At 66.9% G+C, this 17,598-nt stretch carries 13 protein-coding genes; 5 read left to right on the forward strand and 8 right to left on the reverse strand.

Annotated elements, in window-relative coordinates:
* The first annotated feature begins 292 nt into the window (after positions 1-292).
* The 3 genes from V7702_RS13510 to V7702_RS13520 all read left to right on the forward strand — a co-directional run bounded on the left by V7702_RS13510 (position 293) and on the right by V7702_RS13520 (position 5,322).
* Positions 293-2,833 (forward strand): TonB-dependent receptor, encoded by a 2,541-nt coding sequence (locus V7702_RS13510; RefSeq protein WP_335650622.1) that lies wholly within the window; start codon positions 293-295, stop codon positions 2,831-2,833.
* Positions 2,834-3,020: 187 nt separating this feature from the next.
* On the forward strand, positions 3,021-4,526 hold the full coding sequence (locus tag V7702_RS13515; protein ID WP_335650623.1) for an autotransporter outer membrane beta-barrel domain-containing protein: 1,506 nt from the start codon (positions 3,021-3,023) through the stop codon (positions 4,524-4,526).
* Positions 4,527-4,533: 7 nt separating this feature from the next.
* Positions 4,534-5,322, forward strand: a complete 789-nt coding sequence (locus tag V7702_RS13520) for an alpha/beta fold hydrolase (protein WP_335650624.1) — start codon at positions 4,534-4,536, stop codon at positions 5,320-5,322.
* A gap of 3 nt (positions 5,323-5,325) precedes the next feature.
* Here the strand turns inward: V7702_RS13520 and V7702_RS13525 are convergent, their stop codons facing one another.
* The 4 genes from V7702_RS13525 to V7702_RS13540 all read right to left on the reverse strand — a co-directional run bounded on the left by V7702_RS13525 (position 5,326) and on the right by V7702_RS13540 (position 9,555).
* The gene (locus V7702_RS13525) at positions 5,326-5,805 is read right to left on the reverse strand and encodes a Dps family protein (RefSeq protein ID WP_335650625.1); all 480 of its coding nucleotides are present in this window, start codon (positions 5,803-5,805) and stop codon (positions 5,326-5,328) included.
* A 51-nt stretch (positions 5,806-5,856) separates the two neighbouring features.
* Positions 5,857-6,075: a DUF2061 domain-containing protein gene (locus tag V7702_RS13530; RefSeq protein WP_335650626.1), complete on the reverse strand. Its 219-nt coding sequence runs from the start codon at positions 6,073-6,075 to the stop codon at positions 5,857-5,859.
* Between the two features lie 160 nt (positions 6,076-6,235).
* On the reverse strand, positions 6,236-7,438 hold the full coding sequence (locus tag V7702_RS13535; protein ID WP_335650627.1) for an acetyl-CoA C-acyltransferase: 1,203 nt from the start codon (positions 7,436-7,438) through the stop codon (positions 6,236-6,238).
* 38 nt (positions 7,439-7,476) lie between these two features.
* Complete coding sequence (locus V7702_RS13540; RefSeq protein WP_335650628.1) at positions 7,477-9,555, reverse strand: 3-hydroxyacyl-CoA dehydrogenase NAD-binding domain-containing protein; 2,079 nt, start codon at positions 9,553-9,555, stop codon at positions 7,477-7,479.
* A gap of 179 nt (positions 9,556-9,734) precedes the next feature.
* Here V7702_RS13540 and V7702_RS13545 point away from each other — a divergent pair, with 179 nt between their 5' ends.
* Positions 9,735-10,523 carry an SDR family oxidoreductase gene (locus V7702_RS13545; protein ID WP_335650629.1) on the forward strand — a complete coding sequence of 263 codons (789 nt, stop codon included), beginning with the start codon at positions 9,735-9,737 and terminating at the stop codon, positions 10,521-10,523.
* Between the two features lie 127 nt (positions 10,524-10,650).
* The gene (locus tag V7702_RS13550) at positions 10,651-11,880 is read left to right on the forward strand and encodes a TetR/AcrR family transcriptional regulator (RefSeq protein ID WP_335650630.1); all 1,230 of its coding nucleotides are present in this window, start codon (positions 10,651-10,653) and stop codon (positions 11,878-11,880) included.
* An 11-nt stretch (positions 11,881-11,891) separates the two neighbouring features.
* Here the strand turns inward: V7702_RS13550 and V7702_RS13555 are convergent, their stop codons facing one another.
* From V7702_RS13555 to V7702_RS13570, 4 genes are all read right to left on the reverse strand, one after another.
* Complete coding sequence (locus tag V7702_RS13555; protein ID WP_335650631.1) at positions 11,892-13,358, reverse strand: MFS transporter; 1,467 nt, start codon at positions 13,356-13,358, stop codon at positions 11,892-11,894.
* Between the two features lie 155 nt (positions 13,359-13,513).
* Complete coding sequence (locus V7702_RS13560; protein ID WP_335650632.1) at positions 13,514-15,022, reverse strand: MFS transporter; 1,509 nt, start codon at positions 15,020-15,022, stop codon at positions 13,514-13,516.
* 12 nt (positions 15,023-15,034) lie between these two features.
* A complete protein-coding gene (locus V7702_RS13565; RefSeq protein WP_335650633.1) occupies positions 15,035-16,552 on the reverse strand; it encodes an MFS transporter in 1,518 nt (505 codons plus the stop codon).
* A gap of 464 nt (positions 16,553-17,016) precedes the next feature.
* Positions 17,017-17,598: zinc-binding dehydrogenase (locus V7702_RS13570; protein ID WP_335650634.1), on the reverse strand; the 582-nt coding region annotated here is incomplete at its 5' end.

Below are 17,598 nucleotides of genomic sequence, written 5' to 3' on the forward strand. Positions count from 1 at the left end.
AGGTCGCCCAGGCGATCTGGGCCTGCGCCCGGGGAGTCGCAGCCCTGGCCCTGGCCCGGGGCGGGCCTGGACGACTCGACTCCGAGACTGTGCGCGAGGCCGTTCTGGGCCTGGAAGTCCTGGTCTCACGGCGCTGAATTCCCGTCATACGCGCGCCAGCACGCCTCATTCTCGCGTGGCGACGCCTGTTTGAATTTTCGCCTATCCGAACAGTGTTCGACTGGTCCAGCTTGGTTTTATCAATTTCGCACGACGGGCCAAAAAAGAGCCTGCGGCGGCTGGGAGGAAACCAATGAACCACACACTGCGCTTGCGCAGCCTTTTCGTTATGGGCGTCTCGACGGCGGCCATCGTTGCGGCTACGCCCGCCTTCGCTCAACAAGCCACCATGCTGGAAGAGCTCGTCGTCACCGCCGAGCGCCGTGACCAGAGCCTGCAGGACGTGCCCGTCGCGGTCACGGCCTACACCAGCGAGCGTCGCGACCTTCTAGGCATCGCCACGGTCGAGGACCTCGCCCGCTCGTCGCCCAGCGTGGCCTATACCAACAATGACCGCCTCTCGATCCGGGGCTTTGGTCGCCTGACCAACGCCATCGGCACCGACCCGTCGGTGGCCCTCTATTCCGACGGCATCTTCTCCAACTCGATGGCGGACTCCTCGACTCCGTCCCTGTTCATCGAGCGGACCGAAATTCTGCGCGGCCCCCAGGGCACCCTCTATGGCCGTAACTCGGTCGGCGGCGCCCTGAACATCATCGGCAAGCGGCCAGCCTATGAGTTCGAAGGCGAATTCCGGGGCGCGGTGGGCAACTACGGCACCTGGCAGACCGACCTGCTGCTGAGCGGCCCGGTGACCGAAGGCCTCCGCTTCCTGGTTGGCGGTTCGCTTCAGCGCCGGGAAGAGGGCTTCATCGACAATATCGGCCCGGCCGGCGACACCAGCGCCGTCAAGCGCTACATGCTCGAGGCTCAGGTCGAGGCTGACCTGGGCGAGAACATCGTGGCGCGCCTGCGCTACTCGAAGTTCGACTGGGACGACTCCTACGGCGTCGGCAACGTGCACGAGGCGGTCATCACGCCCTATGACACCGCCTCGATCACCGGTCTCGGCAATGCGGCCCTCTACTACAACCCGACCTACGGGTTCGGCGGGGTCAATCCGGGCACTACGGACGAGTACAAGATCAACACCAACCAGACCAATGAGGGCAAGCTCAGCGACCACCATCGCCTGCACTTCGACCTGACCTGGGACCTGGGCGGCGCGACCCTGAAGTACCTCGCCGGCTACCAGGAGTACGTCTACAACACCAATGGGGACGAGGACCGGTCGGCCCGCACGGGGAACTACAGCATCCCCGCCGCCACGCCCTTCGGCGCCTATACGGCGACCAATGTCTCGCCGAACCAGCGCTTCTTCTACGAGGAAGACCAGAGCTGGTATTCGAACGAGATCAACCTGTCGTCGAACTCCGACGGTCCGCTGCAGTGGATCACCGGCCTCTATCAGTACCACCAGGACTACTCGCAGCCCCAGGGCCTGCGCGTCCTGGATGATCCCGCCATGCTGAACCCGATCAACCTGGCGACGGGCGGTCTCGCGCCGCCCAACCCGGACGGCAACTACCTGTTCGTCGACGGCACCCTGGCGGTCGATTCCTACGCCGTCTTCGGCCAGATCGACTATGACCTGACCGAGGAATGGACCCTGACGGCCGGTCTGCGCTGGTCCAAGGACGAGAAGACCGGCACCGACTTCGCCCGATATGTGTCGCGGACCAACACCACCACCACGGTCCTGGCGGCCGGCGGTATTCCGGCGGCGGTGGGCCAGGGCCTTGCGGTCGACTTCACGACCTTCGTGGTCTGCGGCGGTCCGACCATCGCCTCGTGCCAGGCCAACCCCCTGTACAGCAACCTTCGGGCGGCGCCGGGCGGCGGTCTTGAGCGGGATCTGAGCGCTGAGTACGACGCCTTCACGGGCACCCTTGGCGTCCAGTGGCAGCCCGACATCGACACCAACGCCTATCTTCGTTACAGCCGCGGCTACAAGTCGGGCGGGTGGCTGGCCTCCAACGGCCTGACGCCCTTCCCCTACGCCGATGCTGAATATGTGGACAACTACGAGCTGGGTCTGAAGAAGACCTGGGGCGGCGTGTTCCAGCTCAACAGCGCCGTGTTCTACGCCGACTATAAGGGCTTCCAGGCGCCCCTCACCGTGGTCCTCAACTCCACGACGGGCTCCACCGGCAGCCAGTTCCTCAACCTGGACGCCCGCAACTGGGGCGTTGAGCTCGAGGCCCAGTGGGCGCCGATCCAGGGTCTGCAGTTCTTCGGCAGCTACGCCTATATCAACGCCGAGATCACCGAAGGCTGCTGCTACGTGGACGCCAACGATCCGACGGCCGCCCAGGCAGGGGCCCGTCCCGTGGGCGCGCCGCTGCCCAATGGCAGCCGGGCCCAGAGCCTGGTCGGCAGCCGCCTGCCCATGACGCCGGAACACAAGATCAATGTGGGCGGCAACTACACGATGGACTTCACCCCCGGCAGCCTGACCCTGGGGGCCACCTATACCTATACCGACGACATGCAGACCGGCGTGTTCGGCTCACCGCGCTACACCGCGCCGTCGAACGAGATCGTTGATCTGCGCGCCATCTGGAAGGACGTGGAGGATCGCTTCACGATCATTGGCTATGTGAAGAACGCCACCGACGAAGTGGCCTATCAGAGCTCGACCCCGGGTTCTGTGACGAGCCTTGGCACCTTCCGCCAGACCGTGAAGCTCAACTTCCCTCGCACCTTCGGGGTCGAGCTGCAGTACCGCTTCTAAGCTCGATCGGCTTTAGCGACAGACTAGGGCGGCGCGGATCATCCGCGCCGCCCTTTTTCCTGGCCGCAGGTCACCCTGGGGGCCGGCGAGCGGGGGCGCATAGTCCAGATGGATCATGCGGCGCAGGACCGACCCGTGGTGGAGGAGGTGCAACAGATTTGCACAGTCCTTTCAGGGGTTCTCCATCATGCGTTTGTTCGCGGCCGGCCTCTCGGCCCTCGTTATCGCCCTCGCCGCGCCCGCGGGCGCGGCCCTGGCCCAAGCGGCCGACAGCACCGTCACCCTGGCGGACGGCACGACCATCGTGACGACCTTCCGGAGCCTGAACGACATCACGATCAAGATCAGCGGCGGGCCGGAGTTCGGCGCCAATCCGGCGACGGTGAACTTCACCAGCGTCGTCCCGGGCGCCAGTGTCATCGACTATACCGGCACCATCAGCCAGGGTGGCGCGACCACCCCCTTCACCTGCCAGGTCAACACCGTGACCCAGGCCGTGAGCGGCACGGGGGCCTGCGCCGTCGCCTTCGGTCAGCCGTCCACCTCGCCGCCGGTCACGCCGCCGACGACCCCCACGACACCGACGACTCCGACGACGCCGACGACCCCAACAACGCCGCCCACCACGCCCACGACCCCGACGACCCCCACGACCCCGACGACCCCCACCACGCCGACCACCCCCACAACGCCGCCCGTGATCGACGATGGCTCGATCACGGTGACCAATCCCGACGGCTCGGTCGTGACCCTCTCGCTGCCGGAACAGCAGCTGATCACCTACGCCGAGGCCGACCAGCTGTTCATGGCCCTGGTGGGCGACCGGATGCAGATCGGCAGCCTGGAAGGTTTCGTGAACGGGCGTCTGCGGGCCATCGGCATGGCGGCCCTGCAGGCCCAGCTGCCAATGCTGCGCACCGACAATGGCGATTATCGCGGGGCCTCGGCCGGCGCGGGGGCGCCCTCGGCCGGCGCCTGGATCAACGCGACCGGTTCGTATGTCGAAGACAAGCGGGCCGGCTCGGCGCAGGACGGCTATGGCGGCGCCGTGGCGCTCGGCCTCGACGTCACCGCGGGCGATGTGATCCTGGGGGGCTATGTGGCCCACAGCCGCACGGACCTGGAAGGGCCTGCGGCCACCTATGAGACCGACGGCTGGAACGGCGGCCTCTACGCCAGCTGGTCGCAGGACCCGATCCTGCGCCTGACGGCCTCGGTGGGCTACGGCGCCTTTGATGTCGAGTACGGTCGCAACGCCGGCGCCCTGCGCAGCTTCGGGACCACCGAGCGGACCCAGGTGTTCGGTTCGGTGGCGGTGGAATCCCAGCAGGCGCTGGGCGACAGCTGGGTCGTGATCCCCAGCCTTGGCCTGGCCTCGTCCTCGTCCGAGACCGACGCCTATCAGGACAACGCCAACCGGCCGATCGCCGGGAACAAGGTCGACATGACAGTGGTCTCCGGAGGGGCTTCGCTGTTCTACACCGGGGCGGCCTGGCTGCCCTATGTGTCGGCGAGCTTCAACCACCAGACCGACGATGCGCCGGGCGTGGACCGGGACTACGGCCTGATCGGGGCTGGCGTCGCCATTCCGGTGGCTGAGCGCTTCAGCATCGCCTTTACCGCCCAGGCCCTGGTGGGCAAGTCCAACGAGACCCAGTCGACCTTCGGCGTGACCCTGCGCCGGGCCTTCTGATCAACCCATGTGGCGGCGCCTGACACCCCTGTTCCTGGCGCCGCTGCTGATCGCATCTCCTGTCGCCGCCCGACACGCCGACCCCCTGGGCGACGGATGGATGCGGTTCGAAGTGGCGGCGGCGGGGCGAACCCTCGCCGCCGCCATGCCGTCTGACGTCCGGCCGGCCAGGACCCTGACCATCGTGATCGAAGGGGACGGCCGGGCCCATGATCGTCGAGGACGGGCGAGCCCAGATCCGACGCCGGATCGGGCGGTGGGGCTCGAACTCGCCAGGGCCTGGCCTGGCCCCGCCGCCTGGCTGGGACGGCCCTGCCAGTACGTGCAGGACGAGGCTTGCGGACCCGCCGACTGGACCACCCACAGGTTCTCCGAAGAGGCGGCGGCCATGACCGACGCCGCGGTCAGCGCCCTGATGTCAAGGGCCGGGGCTGGGCGCGTGGTTCTGGTGGGATGGTCCGGCGGCGGGGTGATGGCCGCCCTGGTCGCCGCGCGACGCCAAGATGTCGCTGGCCTGGTGACGATCGCCGCGCCCCTGGATGTCGCCGCATGGACACGCAGTCGGGGTTTAAGTCCGTTGCGGGGTCTCGATCCCGCCGATCTGCCGCCGATCACGGCGCCCCAGGTTCATCTGACCGGCGCCTTCGATCCGGTCGTGCGCCCGGCCGTGGTCAAGGAAACGGCCCAGCGGCTGGCTGGGCCGCAGGGCCTGGTGGCGACCTGGTCCGAACGTCATGACTGCTGCTGGGTCGCCCGCGTCGATGAGATCGCCGCGGGCCTTGACCCTCAGCCTTGAAGCCTACTTGCCGCCGAGCGTCGCGCGCAGCATCCAGGCGTGCTTCTCGTGGGCTTCCAGCCGGTCGGTGATGATGCCGGCGCTGGCCTCGTCCTCGGCCTTCTGGGCGAGCGCCAGGGCGTCGCGGCAGGTGGCGATGACCGTCTCGTGGTCGGCGGTCAAGGCCTGCAGCATCGACTGGGAGTCGCCCTCGGGGTCGCCGTCCTTGATCGAGCTGAGATTGCCGAAGGCGCCATAGCCCTGCGGGGCCAGTTCGCCCAGGGCGCGGATGCGCTCGGCCACATCGTCGATGGCCTGCCACATCTCGGTGTACTGCTCCATGAACAGCGCGTGCAGCGACGAGAAATTGGGGCCGCGGACATTCCAGTGGAAGCCGTGGGTCTTGAGATAGACCGCATAGGTGTCGGCCAGCATCTTGGAGAGGGCCTGGGCGACGGCCTTGCGATCGCTTGCATCGAGGCCGGTCTTGATCTTTTCGACCATGAAATAGCTCCTTTTTTGGTTACAGCTCAGCTTGCTGTCGAACGGCCGAGCCTAGGCAGGGGTTCCGCCCCGGGGGGGCGCCACCGCATGGGCGTCAGCCCTCGCCCAGGCGCGTTCGTGGAAGGCGAAGGCGATGGTCTGGAACAGAGGCTCCACCATGCCGATAGCAAGCGCCGCCCGCCAATCCCGGGTGAGTACGTAGGCCACGGTGAAGGCCACGATCAGGTGCATGACGCTATAGGTAAGGGTCTTGGCGACAGTGCGTTTCATCGTCTCAATCTTTCGTGTCGACGATTTCCATATAGTGCATCAATGGCCCATGGGAAGGATTAGTTGCAATCGGTTCGCAAAAAAGTTGACGCTCGATCAGGCATGAAAAAGGGGCCGCCCCGGCTGGAGCGGCCCCTCTGTCGTTAGGATGGCGTTCGACCTAGAAGATTTCGAACAGGCCCGCCGCGCCCATGCCGCCGCCGACGCACATGGTGACGACGCCGTACTTGGCCCCGCGGCGCTTGCCTTCGTACATGATGTGCGCCGTGCACCGGGCGCCGGTCATGCCATAGGGGTGGCCGATGGAGATGGCGCCGCCCGAGACGTTCAGCTTGTCATTGGGGATGCCCAGGGTGTCGCGGCAATAGAGCAGCTGCGAGGCGAAGGCTTCGTTCAGCTCCCAGATGTCGATGTCGTCCATCTTCAGGCCGTTGCGGGCCAGCAGCTTGGGGATGGCGAAGACCGGGCCGATGCCCATCTCCTCAGGCCCGCAGCCGGCCACGGCCATGCCGCGATAGGCGCCCAGCGGCTCCAGGCCGCGCTTTTCGGCCTCCTTGGCTTCCATCAGCACCAGCGCCGCGGCGCCGTCCGACAGCTGGCTGGCGTTGCCGGCGGTGACGAACTTGCCTTCCTGCACATAGCGGCCGCCCTTGAACACCGGCTGCAGCTTCTGCAGGTCGGCCAGCGTCGTCTGGGGACGGTTGCCCTCGTCCTGGGCGATGGTGACTTCCTTTTCCGACGCCTGGCCGGTGGCCTTGTCGAACACCATCATGGTGGTGGTCATCGGCACGATTTCCTGGGCGAACCGGCCCTCGGACTGCGCCTGGGCGGTGCGCTGCTGGGACTGCAGGGCGTATTCGTCCTGGGCCTCGCGGCTGATCTTGTAGCGATCGGCGACGATCTCGGCGGTCTCGATCATCGAGACCTGAAGTTCCGGAACGTGCTCGGCCAGCCATTCGTCCCGGGCGCGGAACAGGTTCATCTTGTCGTTCTGAACCAGCGAGATGGACTCAAGGCCCGCGCCGATGGCCATCGGCGCGCCGTCGTGGGTGATGTACTTGGCCGCGGTGGCCACGGCCATCAGGCCCGACGAGCACTGGCGATCCATCGACATGCCCGCGACGCTGACCGGCAGGCCGGCCCGCAGGGCGGCGTTGCGGCCGATGTTCTGGGCCGTGGTGCCCTGCTGCAGGGCCGCGCCCATCACCACGTCGTCGATCTCGGCCGGGTCGACCTTGGCGCGGGCGACGGCCGCGGCGATGGCGTGGCCGCCCAGGGTGGGGGCGGTGGTGTTGTTGAAGGCGCCGCGATAGGCCTTGCCGATGGGGGTCCGGGCGGCGGAGACGATGACAGCTTCACGCATGGAAGGATCCTGCTTCTCTTGGAATTCGGGGAGGAGTCTTAGAGGTCTTTGAAGGACTTGCCCTCGGCGACCAGCTTTTCGAGGAGGGGCGAGGGCTTGAACTGATCGCCCATCTTGGCCTGGAACTCCTGCATCTTGGCCAGCACCTTGGGCAGGCCGACATGGTCGCCGTACCACATGGGGCCGCCGCGATAGACCGGCCAGCCATAGCCGTTCTGCCAGACCACATCGATGTCGGACGGGCGGATGGCCTTGCCTTCTTCGAGAATCTTCGCGCCCTCATTGATCATCGGATAGATGCAGCGCTCGAGGATCTCCTCGTCGGTCACCTCGCGGGGATTGGCCCCGGTCTTGACGATGAAGTCCTTGATGACCTGTTCGGTCACCGGCGAGGGCTTGGCGGTCCGGCTCTCGTCATAGTCGTAATAGCCGGCGCCGGTCTTCTGGCCGCGGCGGTCCATCTCGCACAGGACGTCGCGGATGCTCTCGCCCTTGGAGCGTTCCTTGACCCAGCCGATATCGAGGCCGGCCAGATCGCTCATGGCGAAGGGCCCCATGGGGAAGCCGAAGTCGTAGAGGACGCGGTCGATGTCCCAGGGCATGGCGCCTTCCATGACCAGCTTCTGCGCCTCGCGCTGGCGCTGGCCGAGGATGCGGTTGCCGACGAAGCCGGGGCAGACGCCCACCAGGACCGCGACCTTGCCGATCTTCTTGGCCAGCTTCATGGAGGTGGCGATCACCTCCTTGCTGGTGTGGTCGGCGCGGACAATCTCCAGCAGCTTCATCACATTGGCCGGCGAGAAGAAGTGCAGGCCGATGACGCTTTCCGGGCGCTTGGTGACCGCGGCGATCTCGTCGATGTCCAGGCCAGACGTGTTGGTGGCCAGGATCGCGCCGGGTTTGCAGATCGCGTCCAGCCTGGTGAAGATGTCCTTCTTGATGTCCATGCGCTCGAACACCGCCTCGATGACGAGGTCGACATCGGCCAGCGACTCCATCTCCAGCGAGCCGGTGATCAGCGCGCAGCGCTCCTCGACCTGAGCGGCCGTGATGCCGCCGCGCGAGGCGGTGCGCTCATAGTTCTTGCGGATGGTGGCCAGGCCCCGGTCCAGGGCCTCCTGCTTGACCTCGGTCAGCACCACCGGGATGCCGACATTGGCGAAGTTCATGGCGATGCCGCCGCCCATGGTGCCGGCGCCGATGATGCCGACCTTGTTCACCGGGATGATGGGGGTGTCATCGGCCACGTCGGGGATCTTCTGGGCCTGGCGCTCGGCGAAGAAGGCATAGCGCTGGGCCGCCGACTGCGAGCCGCTCATCAGCTCGTTGAACAGCTTGCGCTCGGTGGCCAGGCCCTCCTCGAAGGGCTGGTTCACGGCCGCCTCGACGCAGCGGATATTGTACTCCGGGGCCAGGAAGCCGCGGAACTTCCGCGCATTGGCCTTGCGGAAATTCTCGAAGATCTCGGGCTTGCCCTTGGCGGCTTCCAGCTTGTCGTTCTGGTCGCGGATCTTGGCCAGCGGCCGGCCCTCGGCCACCACCTTGCGGGCGAAGGCGATGGCCTGTTCGCGCAGCTTGCCGTCTTCCACCAGCTCATCCACCAGGCCGAGGCTGGCGGCCTCCTTGGCCGGCACATGGCGGCCCGAAGTCATCATGGAAAGCGCGTTCTCGACGCCGACCACCCGGGGCAGGCGCTGGGTGCCGCCGGCGCCCGGCAGCAGGCCGAGATTGACCTCCGGCAGGCCGAGGCGCGCTGAAGGCACAGCCACGCGGTAGTGGGCGCAGAGCGCCACCTCCAGGCCGCCGCCCAGAGCTGTGCCGTGGATCGCGGCGATCACCGGCTTGGACGCGCCTTCGATGACGTCCTGCACGTCGGCCAGCTGGGGATCGGCCATGGCCGAGCCGAACTCGGTGATGTCGGCGCCGGCGATGAAGGTGCGTCCGTCACAGATCAGCACGATGGCCTTGGCGGCGACGTCGGCGTCGGCCTGCTTGAAGGCCTCGAAGAGGCCCTGGCGGACAGCCGCCGACAGGGCGTTCACCGGTGGCGAGTTCAGGGTGATGACGGCGACGTCGCCGTCGAGGGTCAGGTCGGTGACCGGATTGATCTGGCTCATGCGCGTCCTCGAATTTCGTGGGGGCCGCTTCTCGGACGGGCGACCTGGCTGATTCAAACGCGTGTTATAGGCCTGACAGGACGGGGCTGAGTCAATCGGCCTCGCCCCCGATCACGGCTCGCCGGCCTCACGCTAGGGCAGGCGGGACAAGGGAAACGCATAGGCAAAGGAGGCGCGTCATGGCGCTCGATCTCTTCACCCTCCAGGGGCGCACCGCCCTCGTCACCGGCGGCTCGCGCGGCATCGGCAAGATGATCGCCGCCGGCTTCCTGGCCCAGGGGGCCAAGGTCTATATCTCGTCGCGCAAGGCCGACGCCTGCGACGCCGCCGCCGAGGAGCTGTCGCAAGGCGGCGGGACCTGTATCTCCCTGCCGCAGGACGTGTCGTCCGTCGCCGGCTGCCAGGCCCTGGCCAAGGCCATCGAGGAGCGCGAGGACAAGCTCGACATCCTGGTGAACAACGCCGGCGCCGCCTGGGGCGCGCCCTTCGAGGAGTTCCCCGAGCACGGCTGGGACAAGGTGATGGACCTGAACCTCAAGTCCCCCTTCTTCCTGACCCAGGCCCTGCACATGGCCCTGAAGAAGGCCGGCACCCACGACCAGCCGGCCAAGGTGATCAACATCGCCTCGATCGACGGCATCCGCCTGAACCCGCAGGACACCTATTCCTATCACGCGTCCAAGTCGGGGCTGATCTATCTGACCCGCCGGCTGGCCGCCCGCCTGATCGCCGACAATATCGTGGTCAGCGCCATTGCGCCGGGCGCCTTCGCCTCGGAGATGAACCGCACCGCCCGCGATCACGGTGACGCGGTGGCCAAGGCCATCCCCGCCCGCCGTATCGGCCGTGACGAGGACATGGCCGGCGCGGCCATCTACCTGGCCAGCCGGGCCGGGAACTATGTGGTCGGCGAGACCATCGCCGTGGACGGCGGCGTGGCCCTGGCCACGGTCGGCGCCATCGGCTGAGGCGGGTTGTGCGAGAACCGGCGCGACCTCCGCTTTACCTTTGCGTCAAGGTGTAGATAGAGAGGGGGCTGCGCCGGTTCCTGGGTCTCCCCACGCAGGGCCGCCGAGGATTGGAGCCGTCATCCCCATGGGCGAACGGAACGTCGCGCGCGCGACGGATCGATACGAACGCAAGCGCGAGGACATCCTCGACGCCGCGACGGTGATCCTCAACCAGTTGGGGGTCAAAGGCCTGACCCTGAGCGTCGCGGCCGGCGCCGTCGGCCTGTCGACCACCAGCGTCACCTATTATTTCAAGCGCAAGGACGACCTGGCCGCGGCCTGCCTGATGCGCGGCGTCGACTGGCTGGCCCATCTGGCCGAGAGCGCCCAGACGATCGATGACCCCGCCGAGCGACTGGCCCGGGTGTTTGATCTTCACCTGGAGCGGTTGCGCCTGACGGCGACAGGCCAGGCGCCGCCCCTGCCGGTGCTGTCGGACATTCGCGCCCTGAACCAGCCGCGCCGTGGCGAGGTGTTCGCCGCCTATATGAAGGCCTTCCGCCGGATGCGGCAGATTTTCGACGCCCCGGAGCTGGCCTGGCTGACCCGGGGCCGGCGCACGGCCCGCACGCACATGCTGCTGGAGCAGATCTTCTGGTCGGCCTCCTGGCTGCCCAAGTACGACCCCGAGGACTATCCGCGCATCCGCGAGCGCATGTGCGACATCCTGCTGAACGGCCTGGCCGTGCCGGGCGCCGAATGGGCGCCGAAGCTGCCGGCCATGTCGGAACTGGCGCCGGGCGAGGGCCTGGAAATGAGCCGCGACGCCTTTCTGCGGGCCGCCACCCGGCTGATCAACACCCATGGCTACAAGGGCGCCTCAGTGGACCGGATCTCGGCCGAGCTGAACGTGACCAAGGGCTCCTTCTATCATCACAACGAGGCCAAGGACGACCTGGTGGTCACCTGCTTCGAGCGCAGTTTCGAGGTGATGCGCCGGGTCCAGCGGCTGGCCATGGCCCGGGACGGCGACCAGTGGAACAAGCTCTCCAGCGCCGCGGCCGCCCTGGCCGAATACCAGCTCTCCGACTATGGGCCGCTGCTGCGCTCCTCGGCGCTCAGCGCCCTGCCCGAACCGATCCGCAAGGAGATGGGTCAGGACTTCAACCGGGTGTCCGACCGCTTCGCCTCGATGATCTCCGACGGCATCGCCGAGGGCTCGATCCGGCCGGTGGACCCGTTCATCGCCGCCCAGATGCTGGCCGCCACCCTCAACGCCGGGGCCGAGCTCGCCTTCTGGGTGCCGGGCGTGCGGCAGAAGGCGGCTCCGGCGGTGTTCGTCCGGCCGATGCTGATGGGCGTGTTCAGGCCCTGAAGCGCTAAGCCCTATTGCGGCCCTGGCGTCTCGATCCCGTCGGCGCCGGCCTCGGCCGCCAGCTGGCGCACCGAGGCTTCGTGCTTGTCCCGGGTGATGGCGTAGAAGGCCACGAAGGCGACGGCCGCAGCGTAGAGCAGACCCAGCAGCGGCACATAGAACAGCCCCAGATCGAAGATCACCTCGTCGGGCACCTGGCCCGGCTGGGCGTTCTGCGGGAAGGCGATGGCCAGCAGGATCATGCTGGAAGCGAAGATGCCGATGCCCGACACCGCCTTGTTGACGAAGCTGGCGGCGGCGAAGAACAGGCCCTCAGACCGGCGGCCGGTCTTCAGCTCGGAATCCTCCACCACATCGGCGATCATCGAGGCGATCAGGATGGCCGCCGTGATCGACAGTCCCGTGGACAGGGTCGTCTGCAGGAAGAGCAGCGGCACGACGATCGGCTCGCCATTGTCGGGGAAGACGCCGAGCAGCCGCAGGGTGATGGGAGCCGCGCCGATGAAGAAGGCGGCGATCTTGGCCAGCTGGGCCGCGCCCTTCTTGCCCATGCGCTTGGACAAGGGCGCGGCGAGGCCGAAGGCCAGCGCCGCGGAGATGAAGTTGCCGATGGCGAAGAGCGAGATCTCCGCGGCCGACAGCTCCCAGAAATAGGTGTTGAAATAGAGGTTCAGCGACAGGGTCAGGCCGCCGGCCATGGCGTTGAACAGGCCGGCCATGATCAGGACCAGGAAAGAGCGGTTGGACAGGGTTCCGGCCATCTCCTTCAGCACCTGGCCGAAGGTCAGCTTGCGCCTCGGCGGCGTCACCAGGTCGGGGATGTGCCGGTGGGTGCCGATGGCCGAGACCAGGATGGCGAACAGCATGATGCCCGCCGCGGCCAGGCCATAGGTGACATAGCCGTCGCGGTTGAGCTGTCCGACCGGATACTCTGCGCTCGGCCGCAGGAAGACCTGGAAGGCCAGCAGGACCATGGTCAGCCCGCCCCACCAGGCGAAGAAGTACCGATAGCTGAGCACCTTGGTGCGCTCGTCGTAGTCGGTGGTCAGCTCGGCGGCGAGCGCAGTGGACGGGATCTCATAGAGGGTGATGAAGGTGCGGATCATCACCGCGACGGCCAGCAAGTAGAAGAACATGCCGGTCTGGGACAGCTCCGGGGGGTTCCATAACAGGCCGTAGGTGATCGCCACCGGCAGGGCCGCGGCGTACATGAACGGGTGGCGGCGTCCCCATTTCGAGCGCCAGTTGTCCGACACCTGGCCGATCAGCGGATCGGAAATGGCGTCGAAGATCATGGCGATCATGATCACCAGCCCGACCAGATGCGCCGGCAGGCCGATGACCTGATTGTAGAAGATCAGCAGGAGGTAGGAAAAACCCTGGTCCTTGACCCCGAAGGCGACGGTGCCGAAGCCGTAGAACAGCTTGGTGGGCAGGCTGAGGGTCTTACGCGGGGGGCGCACGGCGCTGGCGGTCACGGTCGATCCTTGGCCGAAGGCGGCGCCAGGCCGGCGACGCGTACTGAAAGCGGCCTGCGAACAGGCCGGCGCATCTAAGTGACGCTTCAGCTTTCAGACAAGGGCGCCGCCCGGGAATTCGCATCCCCGAGCGGCGGGCGCCCGCCGCGCAGGCTTCAGGCTCCGGTCACCGGCGGCGAGGTCGGGCCGGTCTCCCGGGCGGCCTCCGCCTTGAGGGCGGTCTCTTCCAGCTTGCGCAGGTTCTCCTCGTGGGCGGCCTTGTCGATCTTGAACATGAACAGGCAGCCGATGGCGATGGCGTAGAAGAACAGCAGGGTGGGCAGATAGATCAGCGCCATGTTGCGCAACACCTCGTCGTCCACCCCGCCGCGGACGGCGCTTTGCGGGAAGGACACGAAGGCCAGCACGGCGCCGGAGACGAAGACGCCGACGCCGGAGACCACCTTCTTGAACAGGTTGTCGAAGGAGAACAGCAGCCCCTCGGAGCGGCGGCCGGTCTTGACCTCCGAATCCTCGACCACATCGGCGATCATCGAGGCCAGCATGACGCCGGTCATCATGGCCATGGCGCCGTTGGCGATGACGTCGACGAACAGGATCCAGAACAGAAGGTCCGTGCCATTGGCCGGCATCAGGTGGAGCAGACGCAGGGCGATCGGTCCCAGGAGGGCGACCACGGCCCCGGCGAACATGGTGATCGCGCCATTCCGCTTGCCCATCCTGGCCGCCACCTTGGGGGCCAGCGACACGCCCATGACGCTGGCGATCACGCCGGCCACGGTCAGCAGGGACAGCTGGCTCTGGGTGAGCTCCCAGAAATAGAGGAAGAAGTAGAGCTCGAGCCCGCCCTTCACGCCCAGCGACATGGACATGAACATGCCCGAGATGGTCAGGACGACGAAGGAGCGGTTGTTGAGCGTGTGAGCCACCTCGCGGGCCATGCCGATGAAGGTGATCTTACGCGCGGGCGGCTGGCGCAGCTCGGGGATATATTTGTGGGTGCCGGCGGTCGAGGCCAGGATGATGATGAAGATCAGCACCGAGGCGCAGAGCGCGTAGTTGAAATAGCCGTCTCGAACGAGCACGCCGCCGGTGCCGTCCGCATTCTCCCGCAGGAAGACCTGATAGGCCAGCAAGGTCATGCCCAGGCCGCCGGCCACGCCGAAGAAGCCGCGCAGGGCGATAAGGTTGGTCCGGTCGTTGTAGCTCTTGGCCAGTTCCGGGGCGAGCGCCGAGGACGGCAACTCGAAGAAGGTGTCGAACAGTCGGATGACCAGCAGGCAGGCCAGCATGTAGCCGAAGACCTGCGCCTGCTCCCAGCCGGCCGGGGGATTCCAGATCAGGAAAAAGGCGACCGCCACGGGCAGGGCGGCGACATACATGAACGGGTGCCGCCGGCCCCAGCGCGAGCGGAAGTTGTCCGAGATCTGGCCCACCGTCGGATCGACGAAGGCGTCGAAGATCAGGGCGAACATGATGGCCGTGGAGACCATCTGCGGCGGCAGCCCGATGACCTGGTTGTAGAACAGCAGCAGGAAGGTTGAGAGGCCCCGCTGCTTGATCGCGCTGGCGGCGCCGCCAGCGCCATAGAGCAGGCGCGTGGTGAGGCTGAGGCGTCGGTCAGCGGAGGCCGCAGCCGGAGCCGGGGTCGAAGTGGCCGTCATGTATCTTGATCCTCAGGCCTTGGAGCCGATGGGGGCGGGGCCGCCGGGCAGGGGCTCGGCGGTGGTGTCTGTCGCCTCGTGGGCGGCCGCCGTGGCCTTTGCGCCGGCCTCGTCGAGGATCCGGAGATTGTCCTCGTGCTTAGCCTTGTCGATGTTGAACAGGGAGAGACAGATGATCCCCATGCCGTAGAGCAGGGTGACCAGGGGCAGGTAGATCAGGCCCATATTCTGCAGGATTTCCGGGGAAACCTCGCCGCGGCGCGCGCCCTCGGGGAAGCTGACCATGCTGAGCACGGCGCCGGCGATGAAGATGCCGACGCCCGAGACGATCTTCTTGAACAGGTTGTCGGCAGAAAGCAGCAGCCCTTCGGAGCGGCGGCCCGTCTTGACCTCGGCGTCCTCGACCACGTCGGCGACCATGGAGAACAGCATCACGCCGGTGGCCACGGCCATGCCGGAATTGAAGAAGGTCTCGGTCAGCAGGATCCAGAAGAGCAGGTCCGTCCCATTGGGCGGCATCAGGCCCACCAGGCGCAGGGCGATGGGAGTGATGCCGACGGCCAGCGCGCTGGCGAACATCAGGATCGCCCCGTGCTTCTTGCCCATGGCCCGGGCGATGTGGGGGGCGACGAGCACGCCGGCGAGGCTGCCGGCCACGCTGACCGTGGTGAGGATGGCCAGCTGGCCCTGGGTCAGCTCCCAGAAATAGAGGGCGAAATAGATCTCCAGGCCGTTCTTCGAGCCCGCCGCCACGGCGATGAACATGCCGGTCAGGGTGGCGATGACGAAGGCGCGGTTGTTCAGGGTGTGGGCCACCTCACGGGCCATGGCCTTGAAGGTGATCTTCCGAGTCGGCGGTTGGACCAGATAGGGGATGCGGCTGTGGGTGCCGGCGGTCGCCACGAGGATGACCACGAAGATCAGCACGGCCGAGACCGCCGAATAGGCGAGATAGCCGTCCCGGGCCAGAATGCCGCCTGAGCCGTCAGGGTTTTCGGCCAGGAAATACTGATAGGCCGCCACGGTCATGCCCAGGCCGCCGACCACGGTGAAGAAGGCCCGCATGGACACCAGGCTGGTGCGCTCGTTGTAGTCGCGGGTCAGTTCAGGGGCGAGCGCCGAGGAGGGCAGCTCAAAGAAGGTGTCGAACAGGCGGACGGTGAGAAGGCAGGCGACCAGCCAGGCCACGATCGCCTGATCGCTCCATCCGCCGGGGGGATTCCACAGGAGGAAGTAGGCCACGGCGACAGGAAGGGCCGCGGCGTACATGAAGGGGTGGCGTCGCCCGAGCTTGGAGCGGAAATTGTCCGACACCTGCCCCACCAGCGGGTCGACGAAGGCGTCGAAGATCAGGGCCAGCATCAGGACGCCCGACACCGTGGCCGGGGGCAATCCCACCACCTGATTGTAGAACAGCATCAGGAAGGTCGCGAGGCCCCGGGATTTGACCGCATTCGCCACCGAGCCCAGGGAATAGAGCAGCTTGGTGTGCAGCTTCAGAGGGGGAATCTCTGAGGGGATCGCCGTCATCAAAATCTCCGGGCGGCAAGACGGTCAAATGCAGGCGCGAACGCGCGCCCCGGCGCAGGCCGCGCCGTGAAAGGGACATCAAAAATCCTGTGCCTGGACGGGGCTGGCCCCAGGTCCCCAGGCTCAACCGCAAGAAAATTGCGGGTCACTGCGCGGTCCTCCCTGCCACGCCTCTGTAACGGACGCGGTCGTTCTTGTGTCGCGTCTGCGCCGCAGCGCGTATGGCGCCGAAGAGCAGACACAACCGTCAGCAAGCGTGGGCGAGCCTTATCCCAGCGTCAACGCTTATGATCTTACAAGTCTGACACAAACTATCCGTTGGCCTACAACGGGTTGTGCCGCTGGAGGCGGTCGCTTCGCGTATCCGCGACCGGCGCTCGCGGGACGGGCCTGCATCTGCGCCGACGCGGAAGCGCCGCCGTCATTCTTGCCTCCGGTACTGGCGCAAGCTCAGGGCCTCGAATTCAGGTCGTGAGCATGACCTTGCCCAGGTGACCGCCGGTCTCGAGATAGGCGTGGGCCTGGGCCGCCTGCTCAAGGGGGAAGGTCCTGTCGATCTGGGGACGCAGCTGGCCTGCGGCGATCCATGGCCAGACCGTGGCCTCGACGGCGGCGGCCAGGCGGGCCTTCTCGTCGGCGCTGCGGGGCCGCAGGGTCGAGCCGGTGATCACGCCGCGCTTCAGCATCAGGGCGCCGATGTTCAGCTCCACCTTGCCGCCGGCCTGGGCGGCGATGAAGACCAACCGGCCGCCGGTGTTCAGGGCCGCCAGATCCTTGGCGAAGTAGTCGCCCCCGACCATGTCCAGGATCACGTCGCAGCCGCCATTGGCCAGGGCGACCTCGGCGAAGTCCTGGGCGGTTGTGTCGATGGCGATGTCGGCGCCGAGCTCCAGAGCCTGGCGGGCCTTGTCCGCCCCTCGGGCCGTGGCGATCACCTTGGCGCCGGCCGCCTTGGCCATCTGTATCGCCGTTGTCCCGATGCCGGACGTGGCGCCGTGGACCATCAGGGTCTCGCCGGCCTTCAGCGCCCCATGCTCGAACACATT

The organism is Phenylobacterium sp. (genome assembly GCF_036963605.1).
Lineage (GTDB): Bacteria > Pseudomonadota > Alphaproteobacteria > Caulobacterales > Caulobacteraceae > Phenylobacterium.

Excerpts from the sequence above, each read along its gene's own strand:
- V7702_RS13510 (WP_335650622.1), top strand. The coding sequence starts at position 293 with ATGAACCACACACTGCGCTTGCGCAGCCTTTTCGTTATGGGCGTCTCG.
- V7702_RS13515 (WP_335650623.1), top strand. The coding sequence starts at position 3,021 with ATGCGTTTGTTCGCGGCCGGCCTCTCGGCCCTCGTTATCGCCCTCGCC.
- V7702_RS13520 (WP_335650624.1), top strand. The coding sequence starts at position 4,534 with ATGTGGCGGCGCCTGACACCCCTGTTCCTGGCGCCGCTGCTGATCGCA.
- V7702_RS13525 (WP_335650625.1), bottom strand. The coding sequence starts at position 5,805 with ATGGTCGAAAAGATCAAGACCGGCCTCGATGCAAGCGATCGCAAGGCC.
- V7702_RS13530 (WP_335650626.1), bottom strand. The coding sequence starts at position 6,075 with ATGAAACGCACTGTCGCCAAGACCCTTACCTATAGCGTCATGCACCTG.
- V7702_RS13535 (WP_335650627.1), bottom strand. The coding sequence starts at position 7,438 with ATGCGTGAAGCTGTCATCGTCTCCGCCGCCCGGACCCCCATCGGCAAG.
- V7702_RS13540 (WP_335650628.1), bottom strand. The coding sequence starts at position 9,555 with ATGAGCCAGATCAATCCGGTCACCGACCTGACCCTCGACGGCGACGTC.
- V7702_RS13545 (WP_335650629.1), top strand. The coding sequence starts at position 9,735 with ATGGCGCTCGATCTCTTCACCCTCCAGGGGCGCACCGCCCTCGTCACC.
- V7702_RS13550 (WP_335650630.1), top strand. The coding sequence starts at position 10,651 with ATGGGCGAACGGAACGTCGCGCGCGCGACGGATCGATACGAACGCAAG.
- V7702_RS13560 (WP_335650632.1), bottom strand. The coding sequence starts at position 15,022 with ATGACGGCCACTTCGACCCCGGCTCCGGCTGCGGCCTCCGCTGACCGA.
- V7702_RS13565 (WP_335650633.1), bottom strand. The coding sequence starts at position 16,552 with ATGACGGCGATCCCCTCAGAGATTCCCCCTCTGAAGCTGCACACCAAG.